This is a genomic window from Methanothermobacter sp. DP (assembly GCF_026692625.1).
In the GTDB taxonomy this organism is placed as follows: domain Archaea; phylum Methanobacteriota; class Methanobacteria; order Methanobacteriales; family Methanothermobacteraceae; genus Methanothermobacter; species Methanothermobacter marburgensis.
The window spans coordinates 1,489,288-1,515,832 of record NZ_CP113501.1 but is presented as its reverse complement, the minus strand read 5'-3'; the positions used below and the strand labels follow the sequence as shown (position 1 = coordinate 1,515,832).

Annotated in this window: 27 protein-coding genes, 3 tRNA genes and 1 pseudogene; 12 read left to right on the top strand and 19 right to left on the bottom strand. The window is 49.9% G+C overall.

Going from position 1 to position 26,545, the window contains the following annotated elements; translation table 11 throughout:
* Nucleotides 1-2 precede the first annotated feature (2 nt).
* The 3 genes from OXN82_RS08195 to OXN82_RS08185 all read right to left on the bottom strand — a co-directional run bounded on the left by OXN82_RS08195 (nucleotide 3) and on the right by OXN82_RS08185 (nucleotide 3,594).
* Complete coding sequence (locus tag OXN82_RS08195) at nucleotides 3-770, bottom strand: ParA family protein (RefSeq protein WP_321211345.1); 768 nt, start codon at nucleotides 768-770, stop codon at nucleotides 3-5.
* Between the two features lie 106 nt (nucleotides 771-876).
* Nucleotides 877-2,694, bottom strand: coding sequence for a threonine--tRNA ligase (locus OXN82_RS08190; protein WP_321211344.1), 1,818 nt, complete (start codon nucleotides 2,692-2,694; stop codon nucleotides 877-879).
* Between the two features lie 153 nt (nucleotides 2,695-2,847).
* Nucleotides 2,848-3,594, bottom strand: coding sequence for a TrmB family transcriptional regulator (locus tag OXN82_RS08185; RefSeq protein ID WP_321211343.1), 747 nt, complete (start codon nucleotides 3,592-3,594; stop codon nucleotides 2,848-2,850).
* Between the two features lie 88 nt (nucleotides 3,595-3,682).
* Between OXN82_RS08185 and hcp the strand changes: the two genes are divergently transcribed.
* Nucleotides 3,683-5,158 carry a hydroxylamine reductase gene (gene hcp, locus OXN82_RS08180; RefSeq protein ID WP_321211342.1) on the top strand — a complete coding sequence of 492 codons (1,476 nt, stop codon included), beginning with the start codon at nucleotides 3,683-3,685 and terminating at the stop codon, nucleotides 5,156-5,158.
* Nucleotides 5,159-5,164: 6 nt separating this feature from the next.
* Nucleotides 5,165-5,482, top strand: coding sequence for a cupin domain-containing protein (locus OXN82_RS08175; RefSeq protein WP_321211341.1), 318 nt, complete (start codon nucleotides 5,165-5,167; stop codon nucleotides 5,480-5,482).
* Between the two features lie 105 nt (nucleotides 5,483-5,587).
* Here OXN82_RS08175 and OXN82_RS08170 read toward each other — a convergent pair whose 3' ends face one another.
* On the bottom strand, nucleotides 5,588-6,823 hold the full coding sequence (locus OXN82_RS08170; RefSeq protein WP_321211340.1) for an MgtC/SapB family protein: 1,236 nt from the start codon (nucleotides 6,821-6,823) through the stop codon (nucleotides 5,588-5,590).
* Between the two features lie 84 nt (nucleotides 6,824-6,907).
* Here OXN82_RS08170 and ilvD point away from each other — a divergent pair, with 84 nt between their 5' ends.
* Genes ilvD through argS form a run of 3 tightly spaced genes read left to right on the top strand, consistent with a single transcriptional unit; the run spans nucleotide 6,908 to nucleotide 10,701 of the window.
* Nucleotides 6,908-8,557 (top strand): dihydroxy-acid dehydratase, encoded by a 1,650-nt coding sequence (ilvD, locus tag OXN82_RS08165; RefSeq protein ID WP_321211339.1) that lies wholly within the window; start codon nucleotides 6,908-6,910, stop codon nucleotides 8,555-8,557.
* Nucleotides 8,558-8,565: 8 nt separating this feature from the next.
* The gene (locus tag OXN82_RS08160; RefSeq protein ID WP_321211338.1) at nucleotides 8,566-9,003 is read left to right on the top strand and encodes a signal peptidase I; all 438 of its coding nucleotides are present in this window, start codon (nucleotides 8,566-8,568) and stop codon (nucleotides 9,001-9,003) included.
* Between the two features lie 15 nt (nucleotides 9,004-9,018).
* Nucleotides 9,019-10,701: an arginine--tRNA ligase gene (argS, locus tag OXN82_RS08155; RefSeq protein ID WP_321211337.1), complete on the top strand. Its 1,683-nt coding sequence runs from the start codon at nucleotides 9,019-9,021 to the stop codon at nucleotides 10,699-10,701.
* A 168-nt stretch (nucleotides 10,702-10,869) separates the two neighbouring features.
* Here the strand turns inward: argS and argF are convergent, their stop codons facing one another.
* Together argF and purD are read right to left on the bottom strand one after the other, a co-directional pair.
* Entirely contained in the window at nucleotides 10,870-11,769 is a 900-nt protein-coding gene (gene argF, locus OXN82_RS08150; RefSeq protein ID WP_321211336.1) for an ornithine carbamoyltransferase, read from the bottom strand.
* A gap of 12 nt (nucleotides 11,770-11,781) precedes the next feature.
* Nucleotides 11,782-13,095, bottom strand: a complete 1,314-nt coding sequence (gene purD, locus OXN82_RS08145) for a phosphoribosylamine--glycine ligase (RefSeq protein ID WP_321211335.1) — start codon at nucleotides 13,093-13,095, stop codon at nucleotides 11,782-11,784.
* 131 nt (nucleotides 13,096-13,226) lie between these two features.
* On the opposite strand from purD, the gene OXN82_RS08140 reads away from it, so the two are divergent.
* The 4 genes from OXN82_RS08140 (at nucleotide 13,227) to OXN82_RS08125 (ending at nucleotide 17,535) form a co-directional block, all read left to right on the top strand.
* Complete coding sequence (locus OXN82_RS08140; protein WP_321211334.1) at nucleotides 13,227-14,951, top strand: acetolactate synthase large subunit; 1,725 nt, start codon at nucleotides 13,227-13,229, stop codon at nucleotides 14,949-14,951.
* Between the two features lies 1 nt (nucleotide 14,952).
* Nucleotides 14,953-15,450, top strand: a complete 498-nt coding sequence (gene ilvN, locus OXN82_RS08135) for an acetolactate synthase small subunit (RefSeq protein WP_321211333.1) — start codon at nucleotides 14,953-14,955, stop codon at nucleotides 15,448-15,450.
* 62 nt (nucleotides 15,451-15,512) lie between these two features.
* The gene (gene ilvC, locus OXN82_RS08130; RefSeq protein ID WP_321211332.1) at nucleotides 15,513-16,499 is read left to right on the top strand and encodes a ketol-acid reductoisomerase; all 987 of its coding nucleotides are present in this window, start codon (nucleotides 15,513-15,515) and stop codon (nucleotides 16,497-16,499) included.
* A 43-nt stretch (nucleotides 16,500-16,542) separates the two neighbouring features.
* Nucleotides 16,543-17,535, top strand: coding sequence for a methanogenesis marker 12 protein (locus OXN82_RS08125; RefSeq protein WP_321211331.1), 993 nt, complete (start codon nucleotides 16,543-16,545; stop codon nucleotides 17,533-17,535).
* On the opposite strand, the gene OXN82_RS08120 is transcribed toward OXN82_RS08125, so the two are convergent.
* From OXN82_RS08120 to surE, 7 genes and pseudogenes are all read right to left on the bottom strand, one after another.
* Nucleotides 17,536-17,739: an LSM domain-containing protein gene (locus OXN82_RS08120; protein ID WP_237779089.1), complete on the bottom strand. Its 204-nt coding sequence runs from the start codon at nucleotides 17,737-17,739 to the stop codon at nucleotides 17,536-17,538.
* Between the two features lie 86 nt (nucleotides 17,740-17,825).
* Complete coding sequence (locus tag OXN82_RS08115; protein WP_321211330.1) at nucleotides 17,826-18,143, bottom strand: hypothetical protein; 318 nt, start codon at nucleotides 18,141-18,143, stop codon at nucleotides 17,826-17,828.
* Nucleotides 18,127-18,427: pseudogene (locus tag OXN82_RS08110) on the bottom strand (winged helix-turn-helix domain-containing protein). The gene OXN82_RS08115 and the pseudogene OXN82_RS08110 overlap by 17 nt, the downstream one beginning before the upstream one ends.
* Nucleotides 18,428-18,598: 171 nt before the next feature.
* Nucleotides 18,599-18,970, bottom strand: coding sequence for a hypothetical protein (locus tag OXN82_RS08105; RefSeq protein ID WP_321211329.1), 372 nt, complete (start codon nucleotides 18,968-18,970; stop codon nucleotides 18,599-18,601).
* Nucleotides 18,930-19,310 (bottom strand): hypothetical protein, encoded by a 381-nt coding sequence (locus OXN82_RS08100; protein WP_321211328.1) that lies wholly within the window; start codon nucleotides 19,308-19,310, stop codon nucleotides 18,930-18,932. Before OXN82_RS08100 ends, OXN82_RS08105 begins: the two co-directional genes overlap by 41 nt.
* Nucleotides 19,307-19,603 carry a hypothetical protein gene (locus OXN82_RS08095; protein ID WP_321211327.1) on the bottom strand — a complete coding sequence of 99 codons (297 nt, stop codon included), beginning with the start codon at nucleotides 19,601-19,603 and terminating at the stop codon, nucleotides 19,307-19,309. Before OXN82_RS08095 ends, OXN82_RS08100 begins: the two co-directional genes overlap by 4 nt.
* A gap of 274 nt (nucleotides 19,604-19,877) precedes the next feature.
* A complete protein-coding gene (gene surE / locus OXN82_RS08090; protein ID WP_321211326.1) occupies nucleotides 19,878-20,654 on the bottom strand; it encodes a 5'/3'-nucleotidase SurE in 777 nt (258 codons plus the stop codon).
* An 88-nt stretch (nucleotides 20,655-20,742) separates the two neighbouring features.
* On the opposite strand from surE, the gene OXN82_RS08085 reads away from it, so the two are divergent.
* Nucleotides 20,743-21,519, top strand: a complete 777-nt coding sequence (locus tag OXN82_RS08085) for a restriction endonuclease (protein ID WP_414855690.1) — start codon at nucleotides 20,743-20,745, stop codon at nucleotides 21,517-21,519.
* 70 nt (nucleotides 21,520-21,589) lie between these two features.
* Here OXN82_RS08085 and OXN82_RS08080 read toward each other — a convergent pair whose 3' ends face one another.
* The 4 genes from OXN82_RS08080 to OXN82_RS08065 form a co-directional block, all read right to left on the bottom strand.
* Nucleotides 21,590-22,219, bottom strand: coding sequence for a DUF11 domain-containing protein (locus OXN82_RS08080; protein ID WP_321211324.1), 630 nt, complete (start codon nucleotides 22,217-22,219; stop codon nucleotides 21,590-21,592).
* 175 nt (nucleotides 22,220-22,394) lie between these two features.
* A tRNA-Val gene (locus tag OXN82_RS08075) sits at nucleotides 22,395-22,466 on the bottom strand.
* 25 nt (nucleotides 22,467-22,491) lie between these two features.
* Nucleotides 22,492-22,563 (bottom strand) — tRNA-Val (locus OXN82_RS08070).
* Between the two features lie 25 nt (nucleotides 22,564-22,588).
* Nucleotides 22,589-22,660, bottom strand: a tRNA-Val gene (locus tag OXN82_RS08065).
* A 109-nt stretch (nucleotides 22,661-22,769) separates the two neighbouring features.
* On the opposite strand from OXN82_RS08065, the gene ilvE reads away from it, so the two are divergent.
* The gene (ilvE, locus tag OXN82_RS08060; protein WP_321211323.1) at nucleotides 22,770-23,690 is read left to right on the top strand and encodes a branched-chain-amino-acid transaminase; all 921 of its coding nucleotides are present in this window, start codon (nucleotides 22,770-22,772) and stop codon (nucleotides 23,688-23,690) included.
* Nucleotides 23,691-23,750: 60 nt separating this feature from the next.
* Nucleotides 23,751-24,581 carry an undecaprenyl-diphosphatase UppP gene (gene uppP, locus OXN82_RS08055; RefSeq protein WP_321211322.1) on the top strand — a complete coding sequence of 277 codons (831 nt, stop codon included), beginning with the start codon at nucleotides 23,751-23,753 and terminating at the stop codon, nucleotides 24,579-24,581.
* A gap of 184 nt (nucleotides 24,582-24,765) precedes the next feature.
* Here uppP and OXN82_RS08050 read toward each other — a convergent pair whose 3' ends face one another.
* Together OXN82_RS08050 and cobT are read right to left on the bottom strand one after the other, a co-directional pair.
* On the bottom strand, nucleotides 24,766-25,404 hold the full coding sequence (locus OXN82_RS08050) for a hypothetical protein (protein ID WP_321211321.1): 639 nt from the start codon (nucleotides 25,402-25,404) through the stop codon (nucleotides 24,766-24,768).
* Nucleotides 25,405-25,428: 24 nt separating this feature from the next.
* Nucleotides 25,429-26,499 (bottom strand): nicotinate mononucleotide-dependent phosphoribosyltransferase CobT, encoded by a 1,071-nt coding sequence (gene cobT, locus OXN82_RS08045; RefSeq protein WP_321211320.1) that lies wholly within the window; start codon nucleotides 26,497-26,499, stop codon nucleotides 25,429-25,431.
* Between the last annotated feature and the right edge of the window lie 46 nt (nucleotides 26,500-26,545).

Here is a 26,545-nt window from a genome sequence, read left to right as displayed (position 1 = left end):
TATCACTCCATATCCAGTATTTCGGCTGCGAGTTTCATGTAGGCCCCTGTTCCTGTGCTTTCAGGGTCATAGGTGATGCAGGGTTTTCCATGGCTGGGGGCCTCTGCAAGGCGTACGTTTCTCGGTATCCTTGTTCTGAAGATATTCTCCCTTTCACCAAAGAACCTTTCAACCTCCCTCTGCACGTCCCTTGCAAGGCGTGTCCTCGAGTCGTAGAGGGTTATGAGTATCCCCTTTATGGGGCAGGGGCTCTGGAGACGTTCCTCCACAAGGTTCATTGTCCTGAGGAGGTCAGCCATTCCCTCCAGGGCATAGTACTCTGCCTGTATTGGTATTATGACACTGTCAGATGCCACGAGGGCGTTGAGTGTGAGGATCCCCAGTGAGGGCGGGGCGTCTATGAATATGTAGTCAAATTCATCCCTTATATCCTTCATAGCCTCCTTGAGGATGGCGTGGTAGCCTATCTCGCTGCTGAGTTCGATCTCTGCACCGCTCAGGGATATGTTGCTGGGTGCAAGGTACAGGTCCTCGAGTTCTGCGGGCAGTATCACATCCCTGAGGGATGCCTTTCTGCTGAGTACGGTGTAGATGGTTGAGTCCAGTTCAGATTTATTCACACCGAACCCTGTTGTTGCGTTACCCTGGGGGTCCATGTCAACCACCAGCACCCTCCTCTCAAGGAGTGAAAGGGCTGCTGAGAGGTTCACTGCGGTTGTTGTCTTGCCGCAGCCCCCTTTCTGGTTTATGATTGAAATTATCTCTCCCATTGAATCACCATCAACTGATCAGATGATCACTTGGAACTTAGAATTTAGAACTTATAAATTATATCTTATAAGTTATAACTTATAAGAAACGGGGTCAAAAAAATTTTTAGAAGTTGATTCTCTCTGAAAGCCTGACAGGGAGGGGAAGTCTCCTGAAGGGCATTCCCTGGGTCTCTGATCTGACGAGTTCAATGAGCTCATCGAGATCCATCTGAACCTTTTCACCGGTGCTCCTGATGTTAACTGTGAGTTTGCCCTCCAGTTCACTGTCACCCACAACCACAACGTAGGGTACCCAGTCCTGGGCAGCGTTCCTTATCTTCTTACCGAGGGTCTCTGCCCTGTCATCAAGGTCCGCCCTCACATCATTTGCTATCATCTCTGATACAAGGGACTCTGCAAATTCAAGGTGGCGCTCGGCTATTGGAAGCACCCTTACCTGTGTCGGTGAAAGCCAGACAGGTAGCATGGGTGGTTTCTCATCCATCTCAATGGCTGTCTTTTCAAGTAAACTGCAGATAACCCTTTCTATGCTTCCTGTTGGGCTGCAGTGGAGGATTATGGGATTGACCTCCTCCTCATCACTGTTAACATAGGTTATGCCAAACCTTTCCCCGCTCTCAACATCTATCTGTACTGTTGGGTTCTCTATTGGCCTTCCAAGGTAATCTATGGCTGCAAAGTCCATCTTGGCAATCCAGTAGTGCTTCCTTGATGGTAGAAGTTCGAGGAGTATTGGTTTTCCTATCTTATCCGCCACTGAGTGCACCCAGTCAGAGTACTCCTCATAGAACTCCCTGGTGGCCCTGAATATCACCTCATAGTTCACCTGGAGGTCCTCACCGGTCTTCATGCACATCTCCACCTGCCCTGCAAACTCGGTGAGGGCCTGTTCAAGGTCGGCGCATACCGTGTGAAGGTCAGGCATTGTAAAGCCCCTGAGCCTTTTGAGGCCAACCACCTCACCCTTCTTCTCAAGCCTGAAGCTGTAGGTGGAGAGCTCATATATTGAGGCGGGGAGATTCTTCCATGTGAGGAAGGAATCTGAGAGTATCCTGAAGGCCCCAAAGCAGCATGCATATCGCAGCATGAGTTCCTTCTTGTTCTTCATCCTGTACTGCCTTTCACCGAACTTCTCTGCATGGACCCTGATTGCCTCGTCCTCAAGGTCATACATTATGGGGGTCTCAACCGGCATTGCCCCCTCACTGGTTACGAGCATGTAAACGTAGTCTGCAAGAAGATCCCTTATCAGCCTTCCCCTGGGATACCATCTGAGGTGTCCCACATCGGCTGATGGCTCATAATCCGCGAGGCCCTTCTCCCTCATGAGTCTAACGTGTGGTGGCTCCTCGCCGGATGATTCAAGCTCGCCCAGTTCATACTTCACAAGGTTTTCAAGGTCCCTGCTGGTGAACTCAAATTCCTCCGGTCTGATTTTCTGGCCCTTGTAAAGTATGAACCACTCTGATTCCTCTGATTCCTCCTCCTCTTTGATGGGCTCCGGCCTTATGGTCCTTGAGAGCTCCGATAGCGGGTGGCCCTTGCAGGATATTCTGAATGCCTTGTACCAGCCGAAGGGGACCCTTGAGACCTCAAGTCCCCTCTCCCTCAGCGCCTCCTCCATTCCCTCAAGAACCCTGCGGGCTGTCTTCGGGGAGCTCAGTGAGGAGCTGAGGTGCGCATATGGATATATAACCACATTATCAGCCTTAACGTCACCAAAAACCCTCACTATCTCATTTACCGCATTTTCAATGACTGAAGCCGGGTTCTCCTCATCCTCAGCCTCCACCGCTGTGAAGACCACCAGGGACTCGGTGAAGTGTCCCTTCATTTTATCTTCAGGTATTTCCTCTGCCATCCCCGTTTTGTTCTTTGTCTCGTATTCCAGGTAATCAGAGTGAATTAACAGTATCCTCATGCCATCACCTTGTAAGAATAATATAATGTTATTGTTTTAAGGGCGAAGGTTTTTAAATATTGCCTATGTGAACGGGATGATAGAAGACTTCAGAAAACTGCATATCCTGGATTAAGTGCTGAAGACCCGCAGATTACTGCATAAATGGTGTTGCTAGATACCTCCTGCCTCCCCATAGGATTCCCCATACCATATGCTGTCAAATATCCTTGAGTAGTTCTCTGCTATCTCAGGGTACTGGTTCCATATGCCCATTGCGGTCTCAGGTATCGGGGACCCCTCAGGTGTGAACCTGGAGAATATCCACATCATCTCCACTGAGTCCCTCACAAACATCCGAACAGGCGGCATGCTCACGACCCTCACCTCACATGACAGATCAAGGTCCTCAGGGGCCATTATCCTTACATCAGCGCCCCTATCCACTATCCTCTCAATTGCATGGCGCAGCTCCCTCAGCTCGCCCCTGAATATGAAACCCATCCTCATTTTGAGTTCGGACCCTGTCCTTGATATGATCTCGAGTTCCTTCTTCATTATCTTCTCCTGTCCGTGTATGAGCCATACCGGGGCCGGTACCCTCGCAACCTGGTCCTCATAGGTTCGCCTGAGCTGGTGCATGGCCTCATCCAGTTCCTTCACTATTCTCTTCTTTTCCCTCCTGAAAACCTCTGCAGGGGGGACCACATGGTACCTGAGGGGTTTGCCGCGCTCCACCTCCACAAATCCCCTGTCTGAAAGCTGCCTCAGTACCTCATAGATCCTTGACCTTGGGATTCCTGATGCCTCGGCCGCCTCGGAGGCACGTGCAGATACCAGTGATACCATTGCAGTGTATGCAGCCGCCTGATAATCTGTAAGTCCCATGAGTCTAAGCGCATTCCTCACCTTCCTCTCCAAACAAACACCTCTAGTATTACATTTTATACTCAGATAGTGACAAAATCTATATATAATTTGCTGTCAGTTTTTTAATATGGTGATTGAAATGAAGTACCGCTGCAAGGTATGCGACTACATATACGACCCTGAGGTGGGTGACCCCACATCAGGTATAAAACCGGGGACCCCCTTCGAGGAACTTCCAGAGGACTGGCTCTGCCCGGTATGCAACGTGGGTAAGGACCAGTTCGAGCCCCTGAAAGGTGAAGTGAAGCGCGTGAGGCCAGAGGACATAGACATGTTCTGCTACCAGTGCTCCCAGACCGTCCGTGGAAGGGCCTGCACAGTAAAGGGGGTCTGTGGAAAGGAAGCAACCGTTGCAAGACTCCAGGACAACCTTCTATTTGCAATTAAGGGGATCTCTGCCTACCTCTACCATGCCCGTGAACTCGGATACACCGATGAAGTTGTGGATGCCTTCCTTGAGAGGGGATTCTACTCAACACTCACCAACGTGAACTTCGATGCAGAGGAATTCATAAGCCTCGCCCTTGAGGCTGGTGAGATGAACCTTAGGACCATGAAGCTCCTCAAAAAGGCCCACATGGACACCTACGGTGAACCGGAACCCACAGAGGTTAGGGTTGGGGCCCTTGATGGTCCCGCCATAATAACAACAGGCCACAGTCTCAAGGCGCTTGAAGAGCTGCTCAAGCAGACCGAAGGTACCGGTGTAAATGTGTACACACACTCAGAACTGCTCCCAGCCCACGGTTACCCGGGCCTAAGGAAGTACCCGCACCTTGCCGGGCAGCTCGGCGGCCCCTGGTTCGACCAGCGGGAGACCTTCTCACGCTACAGCGCCGCAATACTTGGAACATCAAACTGTGTTCTGCTACCCCATGACAGCTACAGGGACAGGATGTTCACATGTGGTGTTGCCCGCCTCCCAGGGGTTGAACATGTAGATGGCTACGACTTCAGTCCTGTGATAGAGAAGGCACTGGAACTTCCACCACTTAAAGAGGAGGAGGCAGCGACACTAACAACAGGTTTTGGACTCTCAACAATCCTCTCACTTGCAGATAAAATAAAGGAACTGGTGGAGGAGGGTAAAATCAGGAGGTTCTTCCTTGTTGGTGGCTGTGATTCTCCGCTCCCCAGGGCAAAGTACTACACCGAATTTGTGAGAAAGCTCCCAGAGGATACCGTGGTTCTCACACTGGCCTGCGGCAAGTACCGTTTCAACTCAATGGATCTGGGTGACATAGATGGAATTCCCAGGCTCATAGACCTGGGCCAGTGCAACGACTCCATAGTGGCAGTGGAACTTGTGGAGGCACTGAGCAACCTCTTCAGTATGGACGTGAATGAGCTGCCCCTCAGCATAGTCCTCAGCTGGATGGAGCAGAAGGCCGCTGCAATACTCTGGAGCCTGCTATCACTTAACCTCAGGGGCATGTACATAGGTCCCATACTGCCGGGATGGGCCAACGATGACATCATAAATGTGCTCGTTGATAAATATGAACTCACACCAATAGGTGACCCTGAAGAGGATATAAAGAGAATGATGGGGTGATGAAAAATGGAGATTAAGGGAAAGGTTCTGAAACTGAATGAGCTGATTGACTACCAGGACGATTCAGTGGTGAGCAGGGAGATCATCAGAAAGGACACCGGTACCGTGACCCTCTTTGCCTTTGACAGGGGCCAGGGTCTCAGTGAACACACTGCACCCTTCGATGCCATGGTCCAGGTGATTGAGGGTGAGGCAGAAATTACAATAAGTGGAGAGAAGAACCGTGTGGCCGCAGGGGAGATGATAATAATGCCGGCCAATGAGCCCCATGCCGTGATGGCGGTGGAACCCTTCAAGATGCTCCTTACCATGATAAGGTCATGAGTTTGCGGTTGATTAAGAAGTACCAACACCCTCAAGCCTAAAAAAATCCAGAGGAACCAGATCCCCAAGAGTCTATATCGCCATAAAACCCATCCAGAAGAAACACTAGATTCCCATAAGGCCAACCGTCACGAGGCCTGTGAGCACAATGACAAGGAAGAGGGTCCCCACCCTTTTCCCGAACATTTTTGTGCCAAGTGCAAAGGCTATTCCGCCCTTTATAATTGTGTTTGAGACTCCTGCGAGGGTTATGGCAGCTGCAGCTGTTGATGAACTTACAGAACCCCCTGCTGCCAGTAAAGACATGCTCACAGTTATGGCATCCACATCAGCAACCCCAGAAATCACAGCCGCTGCCAGGACACCTCCACGGCCAAGGTAGATGTTCGCTGCCTTGGATAGGAATAGAATTGCCAGGAAAAGCGCCCCGAATATGAGTGCGGGCTTAACAGAGAATGGGTTTTGAATTTTAATATCGTGATCAATCTTTGATGGTGACCTGATGAACAGAACCCCCAGGGCCATCCCGGTTACCCCCATGGCAAGCATTGGGGGTGCAACGTACCCCATCAGTGAGGGGTTTACGACTGAGACCTCCAGCAGGATCCTGAAAAACATCATTGAACTTGAAACAACCGCCGCGAATACCGCCGGCCTTATGAGATCATCAGATTCCCTCACGCGCCCCGCCATTGCCGTAACCACAGCTGTACTTGACACCAGTCCCCCTATTATTCCGGTGGCGCTAAGGCCTCTCTCTGGACCTGCTATCTTCATGGCAATGTAACCTGCATAGCTTATGGCTGATATGAACACAACCATCAGCCACACCTGATAGGGGTTGAAAACCCCCCAAGGGCCAAGTGATGTATCCGGAAGAAGCGGGAGAATCACAAAGGCTATTACAAGAAATTTTATTGTATCTATCATCTCCCTCTCACTTATCCTCCTTACGGCAATGTGAATGTACCTTTTGAGGGCAAGGAGCGCCGTTACAATAATGGCAAGCATTGCCGCAAGCCTGTAATCACCTGAAAAACACATAGCACCTAGCATGAAGGTTATAAACGCTGCGACCTCCCCTGTTATTCCGATATCCCCATCATCTTTTGTGCTCACAATGTAACTTGCAGATACTATGGCAACCAGACCCAGAAAGGCAAGAGGAAGCATCAGAGGGAAAATCCCTGATAGATACGCTGAAAGGGCCCCCATGAGTGATATCAGGATGAAGGTCCTTATACCCGCAAATTCAGTCCCCTGGGTCCGCCTTTCCCTCTCAATACCCACCAGGGCTCCTATGGCAAGGGCTATCAAAAACTTAATTACCGGGAAATCCATGTTATAATATATGACAGTTAAATTAATATTATTTATTCCATGATAATTAATAATAATCAGGGTGATGATAATAACGGTGATTATATGAAAAGTGATACCATAAAGAGGGGAATACAGAGGGCGCCCCACCGCTCCCTCCTCAGGGCATGTGGCCTGACAGACCAGGACTTTGAAAAGCCATTCATAGGGATAGCCAACAGCTACACGGATATCGTGCCAGGCCACCTCCACCTTCGAGAACTTGCAGATGAAGTCAGGGCTGGAATCAACGCTGCAGGTGGAGTTGCATTTGAATTCAACACCATGGCCATATGCGACGGGATAGCCATGAACCATGAGGGCATGAAGTACTCCCTTGCATCAAGGGAGATAGTGGCAGATACCGTGGAGAGCATGGCAATGGCCCACGCCCTTGACGGACTTGTCCTTCTTCCAACCTGTGATAAGATAGTCCCCGGTATGCTGATGGCCGCTGCAAGACTTGACATACCATCAATAGTGGTCACCGGTGGCCCCATGCTGCCAGGAGAGTTCCAGGGAAGAAAGGTTGACCTCATAAATGTATACGAGGGTGTGGGCGCCGTGAGTGCAGGTGAAATGAGTGAGGATGAACTCGCCGAGCTCGAAAGATGCGCCTGTCCAGGTCCAGGTTCATGTGCAGGACTCTTCACAGCCAACACCATGGCCTGCCTCACAGAGGCCCTGGGTATGAGCCTCCCTGGATGCGCAACCGCCCATGCTGTAAGCTCAAAAAAGAGGCAGATTGCAAGGCTTTCAGGCCACAGGATAGTGGAAATGGTGAAGGAAGACCTTAAATCCGCAAAAATAATGAGCAGAGAGGCATTTGAGAACGCTGTGATGGTGGACCTTGCACTTGGGGGGTCAACCAACAGTGCACTCCACATCCCGGCCATAGCAGCCGAGATAGAGGGCCTTGGCATCAACCTTGATGTCTTTGATGAGCTGAGCCGCAGAATACCTCACATAGCATCAATATCACCGGCAGGTGAGCATATGATGATAGACCTTGACAGGGCAGGGGGAATACAGGCTGTCATGAAAACCCTCAGGGATCACCTCAACACCAGCTGCATCACCTGCACAGGAAAGACCGTCGCTGAGAACATGAGGGACGCCAGGGTGATGGACACCACAGTTATAAGGCCCCTGGATGACCCGGTCCACCAGGAGGGTGGCCTCGCCATACTCAGGGGTAACCTGGCACCCCGGGGCTCCGTGGTGAAACAGGGAGCCGTTGCAGAGGATATGATGGTCCATGAGGGTCCTGCCAGGGTATTTGAGAGTGAAGACGAATGTGTTGAGGCGATATTCGGTGGGGAGATAGCCGAGGGAGATGTTATCGTCATAAGATACGAGGGACCCAAGGGCGGCCCTGGCATGAGGGAGATGCTGAACCCAACCTCTGCAATTGCGGGTATGGGGCTTGAAAGGGTGGCCCTCATAACCGATGGAAGGTTCTCAGGCGGTACCCGGGGGCCATGCGTGGGTCACGTATCCCCCGAGGCAATGGAGGATGGACCCCTAGCAGCTGTGAGGGATGGGGACACCATAAGAATAGATATACCCTCAAGAAAACTTGAGGTTGATCTGACGGAAGATGAGATCAGAAGAAGGATTGAATCTGCAGAAAAACCGGAACGCCACGTTAAGGGATGGCTTGCACGCTACAGGAAACTCGCAGGTTCAGCAGATACAGGTGCCATTCTGAGATAGGTGTAAGCATGAGTGATGATAAAAGGGAATGGCTTGAGGCAGCAGCATACATTCTCCTCCTCTTACTTGCTGTTGTTGCATCACAGCACATGAACGTGGTTGTATCAGGAAGCATGGAGCCCGTCTTCTACAGGGGAGACATAGTGATAATCGAAAAGAGCAACTTTTTCGGAATAAAGGAACTGAACCCTGAAAACGTACAGAAGGGTGACATAATAATCTATGACGCCACATGGTTCCCTGAACCGGTTATACATCGGGTTATAGCCGTCGAAAAGGATAAAGCAGGTCAAAAATACTACATCACAAAGGGTGACAACAACCCATCACCTGACCCCGCACCTGTGTACCCATCACAGGTTGAGGCAAGGGTCATAACGGTGGGTTCAAATCCGCTGATGATACCCAAGGTGGGCTACATAACCCTCTGGCTTAAGGGACTCTGAAGGCAGGTGAGGAAATTGTTCAGATACATTGAAAACAGTGCAAGGGATTCAATAACTGAAGCGCTTGAGAAGCTCCAGCTACCGGTACCATCAGAGATCAAACTGGAGGAACCACCAAACCCCCAGCTGGGTGATCTTGCATGCACGGTGGCCTTTGAACTTGCAGGTGAACTCAAAAGGCCCCCCATGGAGATAACCTCAGATATAATGTCGGTGATTGAAACTCCTGAGATCTTTGAGGCCGTCGAATCAAAGGGACCCTACATAAACTTCTTTGTTGACTATGGGAAGCTCTCAGGGAAACTCCTTGAAATCATGGATGACGAATACGGATCCCATCCAGAGAGGGGTGAGAGGATAATCCTTGAGCACACCTCTGCAAACCCCAACGGTCCGCTGCACATAGGGCATATAAGGAATGCCATCATCGGGGACTCACTCGCAAGGATACTCAGAAAGGCAGGATACCAGGTTGAAACCCAGTACTATGTCAATGACATGGGGCGCCAGATAGCCATGATAGTCTGGGGCCTCCTGAACCTCCAGAAAAACCTGGATGATTACCCCGGGGATAAGAGGGACCACCGGGTTGGAAGGCTCTACCTTGAGGTTAACCAGAAACTCGGCGAGGATCCAGGTATAAAGGACGAGGTGGATGAACTCCTGAGGAAATACGAGGCCGGTGAGAACGAGGACACCTTCAGGGAGGTTGTGGAGTACTGCCTTGATGGGATGAAGGAGACCATGCAGAGGCTCCATGTCCACCACGACAGGTTCGTTTGGGAGGGGGAACTGGTGAGGGATGGGACGGTTGGTGAGGTTATAGAATCCCTCAGAAAAACGGGACTCACCAGGGAAAATGAGGTCCTCTACCTTGACCTTGAGGATTTCGGCATTGAAAAGGAGCTTGTGCTCACCCGTTCAGATGGAACCTCCCTCTACTCCACAAGGGACATAGCCTACCATCTCCAGAAATCCCGTGAAGGGGATATTCTCATCGACGTCCTTGGATCGGATCATAAACTTGCAGCAGAGCAGGTGGGGATCGCCGTGGATCTCCTGGGTGGTAAGAAACCCGAGGTCATATTCTATGAGTTCATAACACTCCCTGAGGGCTCAATGTCCACTAGGAGGGGGGTCTTCATATTGGTGGATGAACTGATGGATGAGGCCCATAAAAGGGCCCTTGAGGAGGTTAAAAAAAGGAGAGAACTTCCAGATGACGTTGCAGATGGAATCGCCGAGGCCATCGGCAACGGGGCCATAAGGTACTATATAGCGCGCCTTTCCCCCGAGAAGCACATTGTGTTCAGGTGGGATGAGGCCCTCAGTTTTGAACGTGGCTGTGCATCAATACAGTATGCCCATGCAAGGGCGTGCAAGCTCCTCAAGAAGGCATCCTTCAATGGTGATGAGGACATCGAAGACACCTGGAAACCTGAAAACGATGAAAAAGAACTTGTCCGTCTCCTTGCCCGTTTCCCTGTGGTTGTTGAGGAGGCCGCCATGGCAAGGAGGGTTCACCCCGTGGCACAGTACGTGCAGGACCTTGCAAATGCCTTCAACAGTTTCTACAGATCCACCCCTGTCATCGGGTCTGAATTTGAGGGTGCAAGGTTGAGGCTCGTTGATTCTGTTAGAATCGTAATCAGGAATGCCCTGGGTCTTCTGGGTATACATGCCCCGAAGACCATGTAAATTTAATTTTTGGTTAAACTGCTATTCAGAAATTCATGTGCCACATAATGTATTGAAGTCTGGCATTCAGTCGGCGTTGGATAAAAGAAGGATGCTATGAACAGAGAGGCCCTCCTTGGACTCCAGTTCATAACTGCCTGAGCAGTCCATCACAGGCAACACCCTCAATCATCCCATGAGCCAGTGCATTATCGCCTTCTGTGCATGTAGCCTGTTTTCTGCCTGATCCCAGACAACTGACTGCGGCCCGTCGATGACCTCAGAGGTTGTCTCCTGCCCCCTCACAGCCGGAAGACAGTGCATGAATATGGCATCAGGGGATGCGAGTTTCATGAGCTCTGAGTTCACCTGGTAAGGCCTGAATACCCTGAGGCGTTCCTCGGTCTCTTCCTCATAGCCCATGCTGACCCAGACGTCGGTGTAGACAACATCCGCACCATCAACAGCTTCCCTAGGATCATGGAACACCCTTATCTCTGAACCACTTTTTCTGGCGATTTTCTCTGCCATTCCAGTGATTTCTGGGTGGGGTTCATAGCCTGGTGGGCAGGCAACGTCCATGTCCATCCCCAGCATTGCTGTTATGAGGAGCAGTGAGTTGCAGACGTTGTTACCATCTCCCACGAATACCAGTCGGCCGCTGAAGTCTCCCAGTTTCTCCCTTACAGTCTGCATGTCAGCCAGCGCCTGGCATGGGTGTTCAAGATCCGTAAGCCCATTTATAACAGGTACAGAAGACTCTGACGCAAGTTCAACCACGTCTGAGTGCCTTATGGCCCTTATCATGATCCCGTCAACGTATCTGCTGAGGGTCCTGGCGGTGTCTGCTATTGGCTCCCCCCTTCCAAGCTGCAGGTCTGATGCTGATAGATAGAGGGGCTGTGCACCCAGCTGGGATGCCCCGACTTCAAAGGAGACCCGGGTCCTTGTTGATGATTTCTCAAAGATCATGGCAAGGGTCCTGCCCTCAAGGACCTTCCCTGGGATTCCCCCTCCCTTGTAGTCATCTGCAAGGTCAAGGAGCGCCACCACGTCGTCCATGTCGCATACAGATAGAAGATGTTTCATCTGCCCCACTCCTCAGGACCGGAGGTCCTCCATGTGCTTCACTCTCTTCTCAACAAGCTCCCTGGTACCTATATCTCTCCGGTGGTAGAGTCTTCCCTTCACGTATCCTGTGGCGTTCTCACAGAGCTCCTCTGCAGAGTATATGTCCTCTGCAAGGGCCACCAGTGCAAGTGCCCTGGATGAAGAGGTGTATATGGTGCTGTTCTCCTGGTTAACCGCTGCATAGTAGGTTATAACCCCCATGTCCTCGATCTTATCCTCTTCGACCCTTATTTCAGAGCCTTCAACGCCCTTATCAGGGTAGCCCTCGGGTACAAGGTACTTGCATACCGTTGCAAGGTTCCTGAAACTTGCCCCGCTGAGGTTTCCATCCACGATTCCCTCACAGATCTCAAGCATGCTGGACTCAAGTAGTGGGAGTACATTCATTGCCTCAGGGTCCCCGAAACGTGCATTGTACTCTATGAGTTTCGGTCCGTCGGCTGTGAGCATGAACTGTCCATAGAGAACTCCCTTATATGGCCCTGCCTCACTTTTAATTGCATCGATCGTCTTCTGCATTATCTCAACTGCTTCATCATAGTCCTTCTGTGTCAGAAACGGTAAAAGACCATCTGAGTCTGAGTAGGAACCCATCCCCCCTGTTATTGGGCCCTGGTCCCCCTCATATGCGTGGGGGTGGTCCTGTACTGCAGGCATTGGCACGATACGGTCGCCGTCAGAGAAGGCCTGGACGGTGAATTCCTCCCCCACAACCCTTTCCTCTATAACAACGCTTGCATGGCCACCTATACGATTGTCTATTACCTCGCAGGCGTATTCGATTGCCTCTGAGTTGTCCTGGAGGTGTTCACCGACTATCTTAACGCCCTTTCCGCCTGTGAGTCCCACCGGCTTTACGACAGCCTCGCCCTCAAAGTCATCCATGAACTCCCTGAGTTCATCCCTGTCATCAAAGACACGGTAGGTTATTGACCCGGGGATACTGTGATTTTCAAAGAGTCTGCGCATGAATGACTTGTCTGTCTCAATTCTGGCAGCCTCCCTGGTGGGCCCCACCGATGGTATGCCTGCTTCCTCAAGGGCATTGACCAGCCCTGCCTCGAGGGGTGCCTCAGGACCTATGAATGCCATGTCAACGCCCTTACTGGATGCGAAATTGACCACCCTTTCTGTGTCAACCTCAGGAGCAACCATGAATTCACTGGCAAGCCTTGATATGCCGGGGTTCCTGTTACCCATCACAGAGTATATCGTTGCCTCATCTGCCAGTGCACTGCATATGGCATGTTCCCTTGCTCCTGTTCCCACAACAAGTATTTTCATCGGATAATCCTCCCTGAAATTGATAAACTTAAATCTCCCTATTGTTTTATATAACCTTACCACTTACCTTTATTATGTATTTATAAGAAATATGTCATTAATAATAATGATAGATTTTCAAGGTGTTTCCAATGAAAGGTGGCCAGGCAATAATCAGATCACTTCTGGATCAGGGAGCAGACACCGTATTCGGATACCCCGGTGGACAGTTACTGCCACTCTATGATATGCTCTATGACTCCGAACTCAAACACATCCTTGTAAGACATGAGCAGTGCGCGGCCCACGCCGCAGATGGATATGCAAGGGCCTCAGGCAGGGTGGGGGTCTGCATAGCAACCTCAGGGCCAGGGGCCACGAACCTTGTAACCGGTATCGCAACAGCCTACATGGACTCCTCACCCATAGTTGCAATTGCAGGTCAGGTCCCCACCCACCTCATCGGGAATGATGCCTTCCAGGAAGTGGACATGATAGGCATAACCATGCCCATCACAAAGCACAGCTTCCAGCCGGCGGATGCAAGTGAAATCCCCGCAATGGTAAGGGCAAGTTTTCACATCGCAAAGACAGGTCGCCCTGGCCCCGTTGTCATAGACCTTCCAAAGGACATACAGGAACAGGAGGTCCAGGACCCACTTGATGAGCTGGACCTTCAGGGCTACAGGCCAACCCTCCGGGGCCACCCGCTCCAGATAAAGAGGGCAGCGGAACTCATAAGGAGATCAGAAAAGCCCGTTATACTGGCGGGTGGTGGGGTGATAATATCAGGGGCCTCAAAGGAGATCATGGAGTTATCAGAACTCATAAAGGCCCCTGTGACCACCACACTCCTCGGTAAGGGTTCTTTCCCTGAGGACCATCCTTCGGCCATGGGTATGCTGGGGATGCACGGCCGCAAGGTTGCAAACCTCACCGTGGATGAGTGTGACTGCCTCATAGCGGTTGGATGCAGATTCTCAGACCGTACAACCGGTAATGTTGCAGAATTCGCCCCCAATGCCAGAATAATACACGTGGACATCGACCCTGCCGAGATAGGTAAAAACGTGGCCGTTGATGTCCCCATCGTGGGTGACGCCAGGAATGTCCTTAGGGAGCTTATAGAAAAACTCAAGAAACACGGTGAAAGGGATGATGAGTGGCTGAGGGGAGTTCAGAAGTTCAGGGCGGAGTGCATGCCAAGGATGAGTTATGACGAAGTCCCTCTGAAGCCCCAGCAGGTTATAAAGGAGATAAGCCAGGTCCTGGATGATGAAACAGTTGTTACAACAGACGTTGGGCAGAACCAGATGTGGATGGCCCACTTCTACACATCAAGGGCCCCCAGAAAATTCATATCATCAGGTGGCCTTGGAACCATGGGTTTCGGTTTTCCTGCCGCCATAGGGGCAAAGGTTGCTCTTCCAGAGAATGACGTCGTGGCTGTCTGTGGCGACGGCGGATTCCTGATGGTCTGCCAGGACCTTGCAACCATAAGGGAATACGACATACCCGTTGTGATATGTGTCATGGACAACCGCCACCTGGGTATGGTTGCCCAGTGGCAGCGCCTCTTCTATGATGAGAGGATGTCCCATACACACCTCGGTGAGGTCCCGGATTTTGTTAAACTGGCTGAATCATTTGGAATTGAGGCTGAAAGGGTAGAAAAACCGGGTGAAACATCTGAAGCCCTTTCAAGGGCCATAAGATCAGGTGAACCGGCCCTGCTTGATATAGTTATAGACCCGGAGGAGATACTCCCAATGGTCCCGCCAGGTTGCGGTCTGACCGAAATAGTGGGGGAGTACAGGGTTGAAAGGGAGGATCCCCAGGAAATAAGATACTCTGGAGTGAAGGCGGACGGTGATTAAGATGAAACCAGATACACACATCATCAGTGCCCTTGTTGAGCACAGACCCGGTGTCCTTCAGAGGGTTGCAGGACTGTTCACAAGGCGTGGATTCAACATCGAAAGCATCACTGTAGGGGAATCCGAAACCCCTGGAATCGCCAGGATGACCATAATAGCCAGGGGCGATGACCGTGTGCTTGAACAGATAACCAAGCAGCTCAATAAGCTGATAGACGTTATAAAGGTCCGTGACCTTGAACCATCATCCACCGTTAAGAGGGAGCTATGCATGGTTAAGGTACACGCCCCATCAGAGAAGGAGAGGTCAGAGATAATACAGTACACCAACATCTTCAGGGGGAGGATAGTGGACGTGAGCAGTGAGGCGCTTACAGTTGAGGTCACCGGAGACTCAGAGAAGATAGACGCCTTCCTTGAGCTCCTGAAGGTCTTTGGAATCAAGGAACTTGCAAGGACCGGGCCAACTGCAATGTCCCGTGGTGGCAGAACCATCTGAATCCAGATGAACACAAATTTTATTTTTAATGATCCTGTTAATTAGAGATGAGGAGGTTTTTCATGAAGATCTACTATGAAAATGACATTGACATGGAGATACTGGCAGATAAGAAGATAGCCGTCATAGGTTACGGCAGTCAGGGAGAAGCCCAGGCCAGGAACATGGCCGACAGCGGACTTGATGTTATAGTTGGGCTCAGAAGGGGCAGAGCATCCTGGAAGAAGGCCCATGATGATGGTATGAACGTAATGACAGTTGAGGACGCCTCAAGGGAAGCTGACATCGTACACATACTCATACCCGACGAGATACAGGAGACAGTATTTGAGCAGTCCATAAAACCCTATCTCAGGGAGGGCAACACAATATCCTTCTCACATGGCTACAACATACACTACGGCTACATAAGGGCCCCTGAAGGGGTAAACGTCACCATGGTGGCCCCTAAGGGTCCCGGTGCAATGGTGAGGAGAACCTACCTTGAGGGTTTCGGCATACCTGGTCTTGTGGCTGTTGAGGTGGATGCAACAGGAGACGCCCTTGAACAGGCCCTTGCAATGGCAAAGGCATGCGGACTTGCACGTGCAGGTGTCCTTGAGACCACCTTCAAGGAGGAAACAGAGACCGACCTCTTTGGTGAACAGGCCGTGCTCTGTGGTGGTGTAACAGAACTCATAAACACCGCATTCAGGACCCTTGTGAAGGCCGGTTATCAGCCAGAGATCGCCTACTTTGAGACATGCCACGAACTCAAACTGATAGTGGACCTCATCTATGAGAGGGGATTCCAGGGAATGTGGCACAACGTGAGTAACACAGCAGAGTTCGGGGGCCTTACAAGGAGAAAGAGGATTATAACAGAGGAAACAGAGAAGGAAATGCAGAAAATACTGGAGGAGATCCAGAACGGTAAATTCGCCAAGGAATGGGCCCTTGAAAACAGGGCCGGTGCCCCAATGCTTAAAAGGATGAGGGCACTTGAGGGAGAACTGGAGATAGAGAAGGTGGGCTCAAAGCTCAGGAAACTCTGCGGCCTTGAAAAATAAACTCCGCCGATAAATCCCATATTTCTTTTAAAAGGTGATTGGCTTGGTATTTGTGGGTATGGACCATGGGACAACAGGCGTGTCCTTCACAATCCTTGGGGATGACACCGAGCACTTCAAGATAGGGAGGGAGGAACTCTCCGCAGGTAGGGTTTCCGCCCTTGAGGAGCTTGAAGGAAGGGTATCCCCTGAAGAGATAAAACTCATGGCAATAACCTATGCAATGGGTGACGGTATAAACAGGATAAAACCCCTTGATCAGGTGAAGAACAGGGGTATCATCTCCATTGGAGGTGCCGGTAAGGTCACAGGTGGCGGGACAGCCGTTTACAGTGAAATAGAGTCCTCAGGAATACCCACCGTACTGATACCTGGCCTTCACCGCAACACCCCCTGCCTTGATGAGAGGTTCCGGGCAGCCTACTCCCACCACGCAAGTCCTGAGAAGGTGAGCATATGCTACAACGCATACCTGGAGACCGGGTGGGAGAACATGATAGTTTCCGATATAAGTTCCAATACGGTAACCATGCTCATACAGGACGGGAAGATAAGAGGTGCGATGGATGCCTGTATAGGTGCCATGGGGGTTATACATGGGCCTCTTGACCTTGAAATGCTCAGGAAAATAGATGATGGTGAAAAAACCGCCAATGAGTGTTTTTCACATGCCGGGGCTGTTAAGATAGCCGGCATAGATACGAGGGTCTCCCGTGCAAGGGATGAACTCCTTGATATGTACCTTGAGGGGAGGAAGGAAGCGGCCCTTGCACTTGAGACCATGATAATGACTATAGCCATGGAGATATGGGGGCTTGCAGGCATCTCAGAGCGTGTTGATGGAATCGTTCTCACCGGATCGATGGGTGCCATGAGGGAACCCTACGACTTCCACGGAAAACTTGCCGCTATGCTGGATGAACTGGCCCCTGTAAAGAGGCTGGATGCAACCTCCGGTTCCATGGGAAGTGCCCAGATAGCGCGTGATATACACGGGGGAAAAAGAGAGATTCTAGGAATAGAGGTTGATATTTAACTATTCCATTGCAATGAACGCTATCTTGGTTCCCTTAATGAACCTGATACCCTCTTCAGTCTGAAGAACTGTGTTGAGGTAATTATCTATTGATATGAGTTTTCCCCTTGCCTCTTCATTGTTTTTGAGTGTTAGAAGAACATTCCTGTTTTTAAACTTCAGGAACTGCTTGTTAACCCTGAACTCCTTATCATCGCCTTTCATCAGAATCCCCCTAAAGATTTAGTAATCCTATAATGATTCGCCTATATATACTTCACATATCCTCATCCTTCAGTTAAACTGCAGGGCTACTCCCATGTTATCCTGAGGAGAACCAGAAGTGCGCCAAGCTGGCAGAGGTTAACACTGAGAACAGGAAATCCCAGTCCATGTCCCCTGAAGCCCTCCCGTGTCAGCATGAACATTATGAATATGAGGTTCTGCAGGAGCAGGAGCAGGGAAAACCCGATAAGGCCCAGTGTAAAACTGGATCTGATCTTCCTGTAGCTTGAAACATAGACCCCGAGAAGGATGAGGAGGACGAACACATTCAGAATTCCCACTACAACCGCCAGGAATGTGAAGCCGGGATCTGCCATGAAATTACGGTCATGAACTTCTCTCATACATCCACCCCTGCATCCTCTCCATTATATCCTCAAATAAGTCGTAATTCTCCTCCATTGCATCTGAAAGAAAGTATATCTTTCCGTACCTCTCACCTGACGATACTATGATTTTATTCTTCTCAAGAACCCTTAAGTGATGCTGAACAGTCTTATAGTCCAGGTTAAGAGCCTCTGCCAGCTGGTTGGTGTTGTATGGCCTCTCATGCAGCATTCGGATTATCCTTGCACGGTTCGCCCCCCCCACGTGTCGCTGCAATAAGCCACCACAGGAGCCTCTTCATGGAACCACGCTTATACATATGGGGATAACTATGGATAATTTTTTGGCACTGATCCATCCAGTGATTTACCTTTGAATACATGAGAGTCCACACATGATGCCTAAATTTTAAAGGTGGGAAGTGGGGATTCTGAAGTCCGTCAGGATCCGGCAGTGGTGATTTGCTTCACCATCAGGATGCGCCCCTCACCAGCTGTCTGAACATGCCCTTTAACGGCTTCCAGTAGATGTGGGCATGTATCAGGGTACCTATAACCATCAGAATTGCCAGTTCAGCATGCCAGTAGGTCACAGATGGATTCAGGGCAGTTTTTATACCAAGGCGTATGAATATGAGGAGAAGTATGCCTGTAATTCCTGTCCCGGCATATCCCACAGTCAGTAGCATGTTCCACAGCCTTCTGTACAATGAACCCCTGATGTAGCCGCTGCGCATGAGGTAAAGCGTTAGGAGGTACGCCCCCCCTATAATGAGGCTCACAGGTATTAAATGGTAATCTGTTTCAGGGCCGCTGAAACTCTCCACTGGTACCGTCTGAAACATCTCCACTCATGTTATGTTCAGGGGTCTGATTCTGTGTCCTGTTAATTTCAGAAGTTTCTGCTGGACTGTAATCATCGCTACCGCTGGATGAAGAATCCTTCTGGTCAGATGAAGAAGCTTCCCGATCCTCAGATGCTGCGTAATCGGTTGTGGATGCTGTCTGTGAGAGGTCACATATGCCGTCACCGTTGAGGTCCGTGAACCGTGGGCACTGCCCGGGGTAGGGGTCATTCACAAGACCATAGGGGCATGAAGCGGCGCATGAAATGCCAGAAGTGGATATTGCAGCTGCGAAGGGTAAAATTCCAGCCATGAACTCAAATCCTTTCCTCAGGTTCATCTACCAACCCCCAGAATTCTGTTTAAGCTGCCTGTGTAGCAGTGGAAGTGAAAAACCGTCACAACCACCAGTGCCAGGCCCGCCTCCACGTGCCAGTAGAGAAGCTGTGAGTTCAGTGAAAACCTTATGCCGTTCTCCAGCAGGAGGAGAAGGACGAAACCTCCAATTCCTGATATCAGGAATGCAATGAGTATGATCAGGTTCCAGAGGTTCACATGAAAACTTCTTCGTATCCTGCCATTCCTGTAAAGAGTATAGGTTAATATATAAAGCCCTATTAATGGAAGGGTCACGTTAAAAATAGTGTATTCCATTTTAAGGTCCTCCAATCTTTTATTTTAAAATTGGACCTTCTCTTAAAAGAAATTTTTCCGAATTTACACCCAAATCTCCACCATATCTACAGAGACCAGAAAAGTAGAAAGAAATTCTTCCAAATATATTACATCTACACCAGAAAGCGACCAGAAAAGTAGAAAGAAATTCTTAAACCCAGACCTCAAGAAATCTTCAGAGAACAGAAGCATGGATGTATGGTCAAAGGGAGTTATCGATGATCCCCAGCCGCTAATCAAGCCATCCCACCATTGAATCAAGGGGCGCGGTGCAGTCAAGGGATACCGGTGTGAGGGTTGCAGTGTTTTCAGCCTTCAGGGTATGGACATCTGTTCCACGGGCGTCCCTACCTGCAGGGTCGCCATCAATCCAGTAGTAGGGCCTCCCCCTTGGATCCAGTCTCTTCTTGATGTGTACATTGTACATCCTGTCCCCGAGTCTTGTTATACGTATATCATTTCCTGAGGGGTGTGATGGGATGTTAAGGTTGAGGAAATCGACACCATCAGGTAAGCCCTTCCTGAGTATACTGGATGCAACCCTTTCCGTCAGCTCAGATGCCAGTGAAAAGTCCACGTCCACATGGCCATCATGAAACTTGATGTCCCCCCTCCTCACCTGGAGTGAAACTGCAAGGGAGGGTACACCATGAACCGCCGCCTCCATTGCTGCACCTATCGTCCCTGATGTTGTAAGTTCAGATTTCCCAAGGTTTTCCCCCATATTTATGCCGGATATTACAAGGTCAGGTTTTTCATCCATCAGCTCGAATATACCTATTATTACGGCGTCTGTTGGTGTCCCTGAAACCGCGTAGGCCTCTGAACCGTCCCTGAGGGTGACCTCGCTAACCCTTATGGGTTCAAAGAGGGTGAGGGCATGGCCTATGCCACTCTGCTGAGTGGCTGGAGCCACTATAATTGTCTCTCCAAGGTTTTCAACAGCCTTCCTGGCCGCCAGAATCCCGGATGAGTTCACTCCGTCATCATTTGTTATGAGAATCTTCATCGGTAACCATCTCTATCCTTTTACTAGCATTTATATCAAATTTTAAGTATATCTTATAACATAGCTCTATTAAGTCTAACCCCGGAGGGTGGAGGAATTGAAGAAGCAGAAACTCGTGGATTTCATCGCCAAAGTCATGGAGGATTCTGGTTTCAAGGTTTACAAGGATTTCAGAACCTCCCAGCACATAGTTGACATATATGGTATTCTCCCCACCACCCTCGGGGATATAGGGGTTGTGGTGGCCTGTAAGAACTATGATGAAAGCTGGAAGGTTGGCATGGACGTTTTAAAGGAAATGGAAATGGCTGCAAAGACCCTCAAGGCCTCCAAGGTAGTGATTGTTACAACATCTGATTTTTCAACCCAGGCCAGAAACTATGCTGTCAAGAGGAACATGAAGCTGATAGACAGAAATGGCCTCATAAAAATTGCTGAGGAGTTTTCAAAGAAAATTCAGGTCCCTGAAGAAGAAGCGGAAGAGGATGAATACTATGAGGAGGAGGTTGAGGTATACGGTCCCCCATCAACCATATTTCACACAGGGCACACAGGGTCCCAGCGGGGACTTCTATCAAGGAGGGAAAGACGCCAGCCCCTTACCCCCATTATAAGGGGTCTTCTGCAGAACACCATCATACTCATAATAACCGTTGTGGCGGTTTCCTTCCTGATTGCAACCATATTGCAGATGGCAGCGGGCCTGGGGACAAGCATCACGGGCGTCGTGAAGATAATGATTGCCGCCGCCCTCTCCTATGGTATACCCTACCTTGTTGAGGATGACGGTGCTGTTATAATGATAAAGGGGACAATAGTGTTCTTCAGTTCTCTTCTCCTCCTTGTCATACTGATACTTATCTAGTCATCTGGAATAAGCGACCTCTGCAACTTGAAACTGAATAAGATTAGCTGACTGATCTAAAAAATAATGGTTATCTTCTTGAGATAACCAGCCCCGCGCCAAGGATAAATATCCCTGCCACGAGTAATCCTGCGGATGCGCCTGTCTCCCGCATGGGAACCATTTTTGCTCCTGTTACCTGATATTCCGGTTCTTCAGATGATTCAGTGACGTCGATGGTTGCCGTATCCTGGTTATTGGTGGCATCTATATCAGGCAGATTACCTGAGATGGTTGCAGTGAACTGTGCTGTTCCAGTTGCCACGGCCCTCTGGTGTACAACGAGTTTATAGACTGCGCCGGCTGGCAGGTTCCCTATAGTCCACTCACTGGTTGATGGATTGTATGATGGGTCATTGTAGATCCATGTGACCCCATTGTCCCAGGAGACCTCGTGTTCAAGGTATTCAAAGGGATAATTGCTGCTCCTTGTGATGGTTACCTTCACTCCGGTTGCAGTTGATGGTAAATTGTTTGTGACTGCCACTCCCTCAAATACCTCATCTCCAACAGAGGCACTGTTTATAATGTTTTCATCAAGACCAAGGTATTCTGCATCCACTGCAAGATCCGTGGTGATCTGTACATTGTCCTCTGTTTCCTGGGCACTTACAGTCCCAAGTGCCATGAATAGCAGTGCAAAGACAAAAAATCTGTGCATTCTCACCCCCCCTTCAGTTCAGCATCGACAAAGAAAAGAAATTCGACGCTCTATTGGTTTTATGTTTTTCACTGGTTATAAATGTTCTGAAAAGATTTTAGGTGCCGGTTTTAATTGATGAGAAATCAAAAAAACTCATGAAAAATTAACTGCTGCATTCATGAAATAAATCCAGTGGGCCGGACGAGATTCGAACTCGTGACCACCTCGGTGTGAGCGAGGTATCATACCCCTAGACCACCGGCCCCCACCGGGATCCTTCAATAATCAGATGGGCCGGACGAGATTCGAACTCGTGACCACCTCGTTGTAAGCGAGGTATCATACCCCTAGACCACCGGCCCCCACCGGGATCCTTCAATAATCAGATGGGCCGGACGAGATTCGAACTCGTGACCACCTCGTTGTAAGCGAGGTATCATACCCCTAGACCACCGGCCCTCAGTGTGACTTTAAATTCTTACCCTATATAAAGTTTTCCGGTTATGGGGGTAATATATAAACCTTGGAGTATAACTAAGGTAGTGAATATCATTCTGAGGTTATTCTCATGTCATGCGAAGCCAGTGGAAAGATATGGTTTAACGGTGAAATGGTTGATTGGGAAGACGCCACATTACATGTGCTTTCACATGTCGTGCATTATGGATCTGCGGTATTTGAGGGAATAAGGTGCTACAGGAACAGGAAAGGATCCGCCATTTTTCGTTTGCGGGAGCATGTAAGGAGGCTCTTTGATTCTGCAAAGATATACAGGATGGAGATCCCCTACACAGAGGAGCAGATATGCGATGCAATAATTGAGACCGTCAGGGAGAACGGGCTCGATGAGTGCTACATAAGACCTGTTGTCTACAGGGGGTACGGAGAGATGGGTGTTCACCCGGTTAACTGCCCTGTTGAGGTTGCCATAGCTGCCTGGGAATGGGGGGCCTACCTGGGAGCAGAGGCCCTTGAGGTGGGTGTTGACGTGGGTGTTTCAACCTGGCGGAGGATGGCCCCAAACACAATGCCAAACCTTGCAAAGGCAGGTGGAAACTATCTGAACTCCCAGCTGGCCAAGATGGAGGCTGTTAGACATGGCTATGACGAGGCAATAATGCTGGACTACCATGGCTATGTCAGTGAGGGCAGCGGGGAGAACATATTCATCGTAACTGACGGTGAACTTCAGACCCCACCTGTATCCTCATCCCTCCTTAAGGGGATAACAAGGGATTCTGTGATGAAGATAGCCAGGGTCGAGGGCGTCCCTGTCCGTGAAGAACCTATTACAAGGGAGATGCTTTACCTTGCAGATGAAATCTTCTTCACAGGTACAGCCGCAGAGATAACCCCTGTGAGGTCCGTTGATGGTATAGAGATAGGTTCAGGTCGAAGGGGGCCTGTGACAGAGATGCTGCAGAATGAGTTCTTCAGGGTAATCAGGGCCGAATCAGAGGACAGCTTCGGCTGGTTAACCTACATCTAGTATTTCAGCATTATAAGTGAAAACTTGGAAGTTATAAGTTAAAAGTTATAAGTGATTTCCATGGATGTTCTTCAGGCAATAATAACCGGAATTGTTCAGGGGCTCACAGAGTTCCTCCCAGTAAGCAGCTCAGGCCACCTTGTGCTCGTACATGAAATAATGGGTGTCACATCCAGCCTTGCATTTGACACCCTGCTCCATGTGGGAACCCTGGTGGCTGTTGTCACCTACTTCTGGAGTGACATAGTCCACATGATAAGGTCATTCATCTCAAGTCTTACAGATATTCCCGGAGGCAATTTCAGGAATGGGATAGAGGATGATCCATATAAGAGGCTGGCCTGGATGGTCATCATAGGCACCATTCCCGCCGGGCTTGCCGGTGTACTGTTCAAGGATTTCTTCGAATCCCTGTTCAGCAGCATAACAGCCGTTGGATTTTTCCTTATAGTAACAGGTCTTCTCCTGTGGGGTTCGGAGAGGATCAGCGCAAGGATAAGGGAAAAACTTCCTGTTGAAAAACTGGGTGTCAGGAATTCCCTCATAATAGGGGGTGCCCAGGCACTGGCAATAGCCCCGGGTATATCCCGTTCCGGTGCAACCATATCTGCAGGTCTCTTCCTTGGATTTGAAAGGGAGCTTGCAGCAAGGTACAGCTTCCTTCTCTCAATACCCGCCATACTGGGGGCTGCAATCATCCAGGTGAAGGATATCAGTGCAGGCATGGACCTACTGGGTGCCAGTATGATTGCAGGTTTCGTGGCATCCGCTGTATCAGGTTACATTGCAATAAAGTTCCTGTTGAAGCTCATAAGGGAAAGGGACCTCTACGTTTTCGCCTACTACTGCTTTGCACTGGGTCTCCTGGTCCTCGGAGTGTCACTCCTCTGATTAGCTCACATCTTCATTTTTCCCTGTAAAATCACAGACACCCCAATTCAGTTCCGCATGTACATTAAAGTCACGGCTGCGCCAAGCCTTATAAGGCACTCCACAGAATCCAGAACACGTTCCGCATGTACATTAAAGTAATTCACGGCTTAATCCTGATCCAGGGTTTTAGATCTACTCAAATTCACAGCTCCACGGAGGCAACATGGCTGTGGAAATAGGTCCATGAAACCTGTCTCTCTGTGAATATATACACCCACCAGGTGCTCCAGAAAACCTCAATAATGGCCGCCATTGCGAATATGATAGCGATCAGTACTATCAGAAACAGGAGCCTTTCTTTTATGGCGCCTATCAGTGGTTCTGCGGATCCTCTTGATATGGACTCCAGTATCGAACCAATAAAAACCCTGGCGGCCTGCAGTGAGAATAGACACCCCATAACCTCAAAGTGGAGGTGCACCGTACCTGCATAGATCAGAAACCCCCTGAATCCCCACCTGGATACGAGATTGTGGAGGAGCGCCCCGGATAGAACAATTAATTTCAAAACCGGAATGGTGGTTGCCAGTGTGAATATGAAAATCAGTACCTGGGTGATATTTGATACGAATATCCAGAAAGCTGTTGCGCCCAGATAGTCAATGAACTGCTCCCTGAAGCCAGGGAAGGATGAAAAATGGACCACCATATTCCCGTTGAGAAACCCATATGACGGTGGCATGCCAGAAGCGTCCAGTAAAAAACCTGAAATATAAAGGAGCATTGCTACCATGAGGATGGAGGGGCCCGGTATCATACCATCCAGACCCTCCCTGCTCATGGCCAGCAGAATATCACCCCATAATCAGAGTATTGTGTTGCAGAGCTCCTCAACCCTGTTCCTTATGTTCTCAACAGATATTCCATGAAGAAGTGCCAGGAGCATTGCACCCCCTGCACCCACGCCCTCCTTGACCGAGCCATTGAGGTACTCGTGAAGACCCCTGTGGGATGCCCTCTCAAAGCCGGGGTCAACTGCGTAGATATCGATTTCACCTATCTGTTCAGCGATCCTGTTTATATCTGATGTTTCATCCTCTGCAACGAATATGGTTGTTGCAATTGCTGTGTCTGAAAAGTCGAATTCAGGATCAATTGCCTTCATGAGGGCGCATACCGCGGTCATCTGGGTCCCCCCTGCAAGTGTTACAGGGACGCTGCTTCCCATGCACATACCTGCAACAGCGGGTATCATGGGGTCACCGACTGCAGCAACAGCCCTGAATGGATCTTCACAGCAATCACCCTTCTTAAGGCCTGCGTTCCTTAGGCCCTCCATTACAACATCCCTCTTGAGATTGTGGGGATTTTCAGGGAGACTTGCGCTGACCCTGAAATCAGCGTCATACCCAAGGGCCGTCAGGACCCCCAGCGCGGTTGTTGTACCGGCCGGTGTGCTTTCGCCAATCACAAGGTGCTCTGTGAGTTTCGATAGCATCCTGCCAGCCATGAATCCCCTCTCATATATTCTCTCAGGATTATCCACGGCCCTCCCTGTTCTTATATCCCCTCCATGCCCTGAGTTGATGTTTATATAGGGCACGTCGGGTTTCACCGAGGCCCCTGCATCCGCAACCATGAAGGGTACCTCAGCCAGTTCAAGGGAGGCCTTTGTTATAACCGCAGGTGTGGGTGCAGATTCGCCCTCCACAATTGTCTGGGGTATCTCAGGAAGACACCTTGGGGCGTCATGTACTATTAGTTCAACATCAGCCGCAGGTGTGTACTCAGTCAGGTCTGGTCCGGCCCCGGCCCCTGTTATCCCCGGAATCCTTGATGTCTCGGTTGTTGCAACTGCACATATGAAGAGGGATTCCCTGTCAAGAACCCCCTCCAGGTAATCACCTGATCCATAAATCCTAAGTCCATCAAACATTTCCATTCACCTTTTCACCGATACAATAGTTATAACCGTGAATAAA

Coding starts and splice junctions, on each gene's coding strand:
- OXN82_RS08160 (WP_321211338.1), top strand. CDS start 8,566: ATGAGTGATGATAAAAGGGAATGGCTTGAGGCAGCAGCATACATTCTC.
- OXN82_RS08140 (WP_321211334.1), top strand. CDS start 13,227: ATGAAAGGTGGCCAGGCAATAATCAGATCACTTCTGGATCAGGGAGCA.
- OXN82_RS08115 (WP_321211330.1), bottom strand. CDS start 18,143: ATGAGAGAAGTTCATGACCGTAATTTCATGGCAGATCCCGGCTTCACA.
- hcp (WP_321211342.1), top strand. CDS start 3,683: ATGAAGTACCGCTGCAAGGTATGCGACTACATATACGACCCTGAGGTG.
- OXN82_RS08080 (WP_321211324.1), bottom strand. CDS start 22,219: ATGCACAGATTTTTTGTCTTTGCACTGCTATTCATGGCACTTGGGACT.
- ilvN (WP_321211333.1), top strand. CDS start 14,953: ATGAAACCAGATACACACATCATCAGTGCCCTTGTTGAGCACAGACCC.
- ilvC (WP_321211332.1), top strand. CDS start 15,513: ATGAAGATCTACTATGAAAATGACATTGACATGGAGATACTGGCAGAT.
- uppP (WP_321211322.1), top strand. CDS start 23,751: ATGGATGTTCTTCAGGCAATAATAACCGGAATTGTTCAGGGGCTCACA.
- cobT (WP_321211320.1), bottom strand. CDS start 26,499: ATGTTTGATGGACTTAGGATTTATGGATCAGGTGATTACCTGGAGGGG.
- OXN82_RS08170 (WP_321211340.1), bottom strand. CDS start 6,823: ATGGATTTCCCGGTAATTAAGTTTTTGATAGCCCTTGCCATAGGAGCC.
- argF (WP_321211336.1), bottom strand. CDS start 11,769: ATGAAACATCTTCTATCTGTATGCGACATGGACGACGTGGTGGCGCTC.
- OXN82_RS08175 (WP_321211341.1), top strand. CDS start 5,165: ATGGAGATTAAGGGAAAGGTTCTGAAACTGAATGAGCTGATTGACTAC.
- ilvD (WP_321211339.1), top strand. CDS start 6,908: ATGAAAAGTGATACCATAAAGAGGGGAATACAGAGGGCGCCCCACCGC.
- OXN82_RS08105 (WP_321211329.1), bottom strand. CDS start 18,970: ATGTTTCAGACGGTACCAGTGGAGAGTTTCAGCGGCCCTGAAACAGAT.
- OXN82_RS08050 (WP_321211321.1), bottom strand. CDS start 25,404: ATGAGCAGGGAGGGTCTGGATGGTATGATACCGGGCCCCTCCATCCTC.
- OXN82_RS08195 (WP_321211345.1), bottom strand. CDS start 770: ATGGGAGAGATAATTTCAATCATAAACCAGAAAGGGGGCTGCGGCAAG.
- OXN82_RS08120 (WP_237779089.1), bottom strand. CDS start 17,739: ATGAAAGGCGATGATAAGGAGTTCAGGGTTAACAAGCAGTTCCTGAAG.
- purD (WP_321211335.1), bottom strand. CDS start 13,095: ATGAAAATACTTGTTGTGGGAACAGGAGCAAGGGAACATGCCATATGC.
- ilvE (WP_321211323.1), top strand. CDS start 22,770: ATGTCATGCGAAGCCAGTGGAAAGATATGGTTTAACGGTGAAATGGTT.
- OXN82_RS08190 (WP_321211344.1), bottom strand. CDS start 2,694: ATGAGGATACTGTTAATTCACTCTGATTACCTGGAATACGAGACAAAG.
- OXN82_RS08100 (WP_321211328.1), bottom strand. CDS start 19,310: ATGAACCTGAGGAAAGGATTTGAGTTCATGGCTGGAATTTTACCCTTC.
- surE (WP_321211326.1), bottom strand. CDS start 20,654: ATGAAGATTCTCATAACAAATGATGACGGAGTGAACTCATCCGGGATT.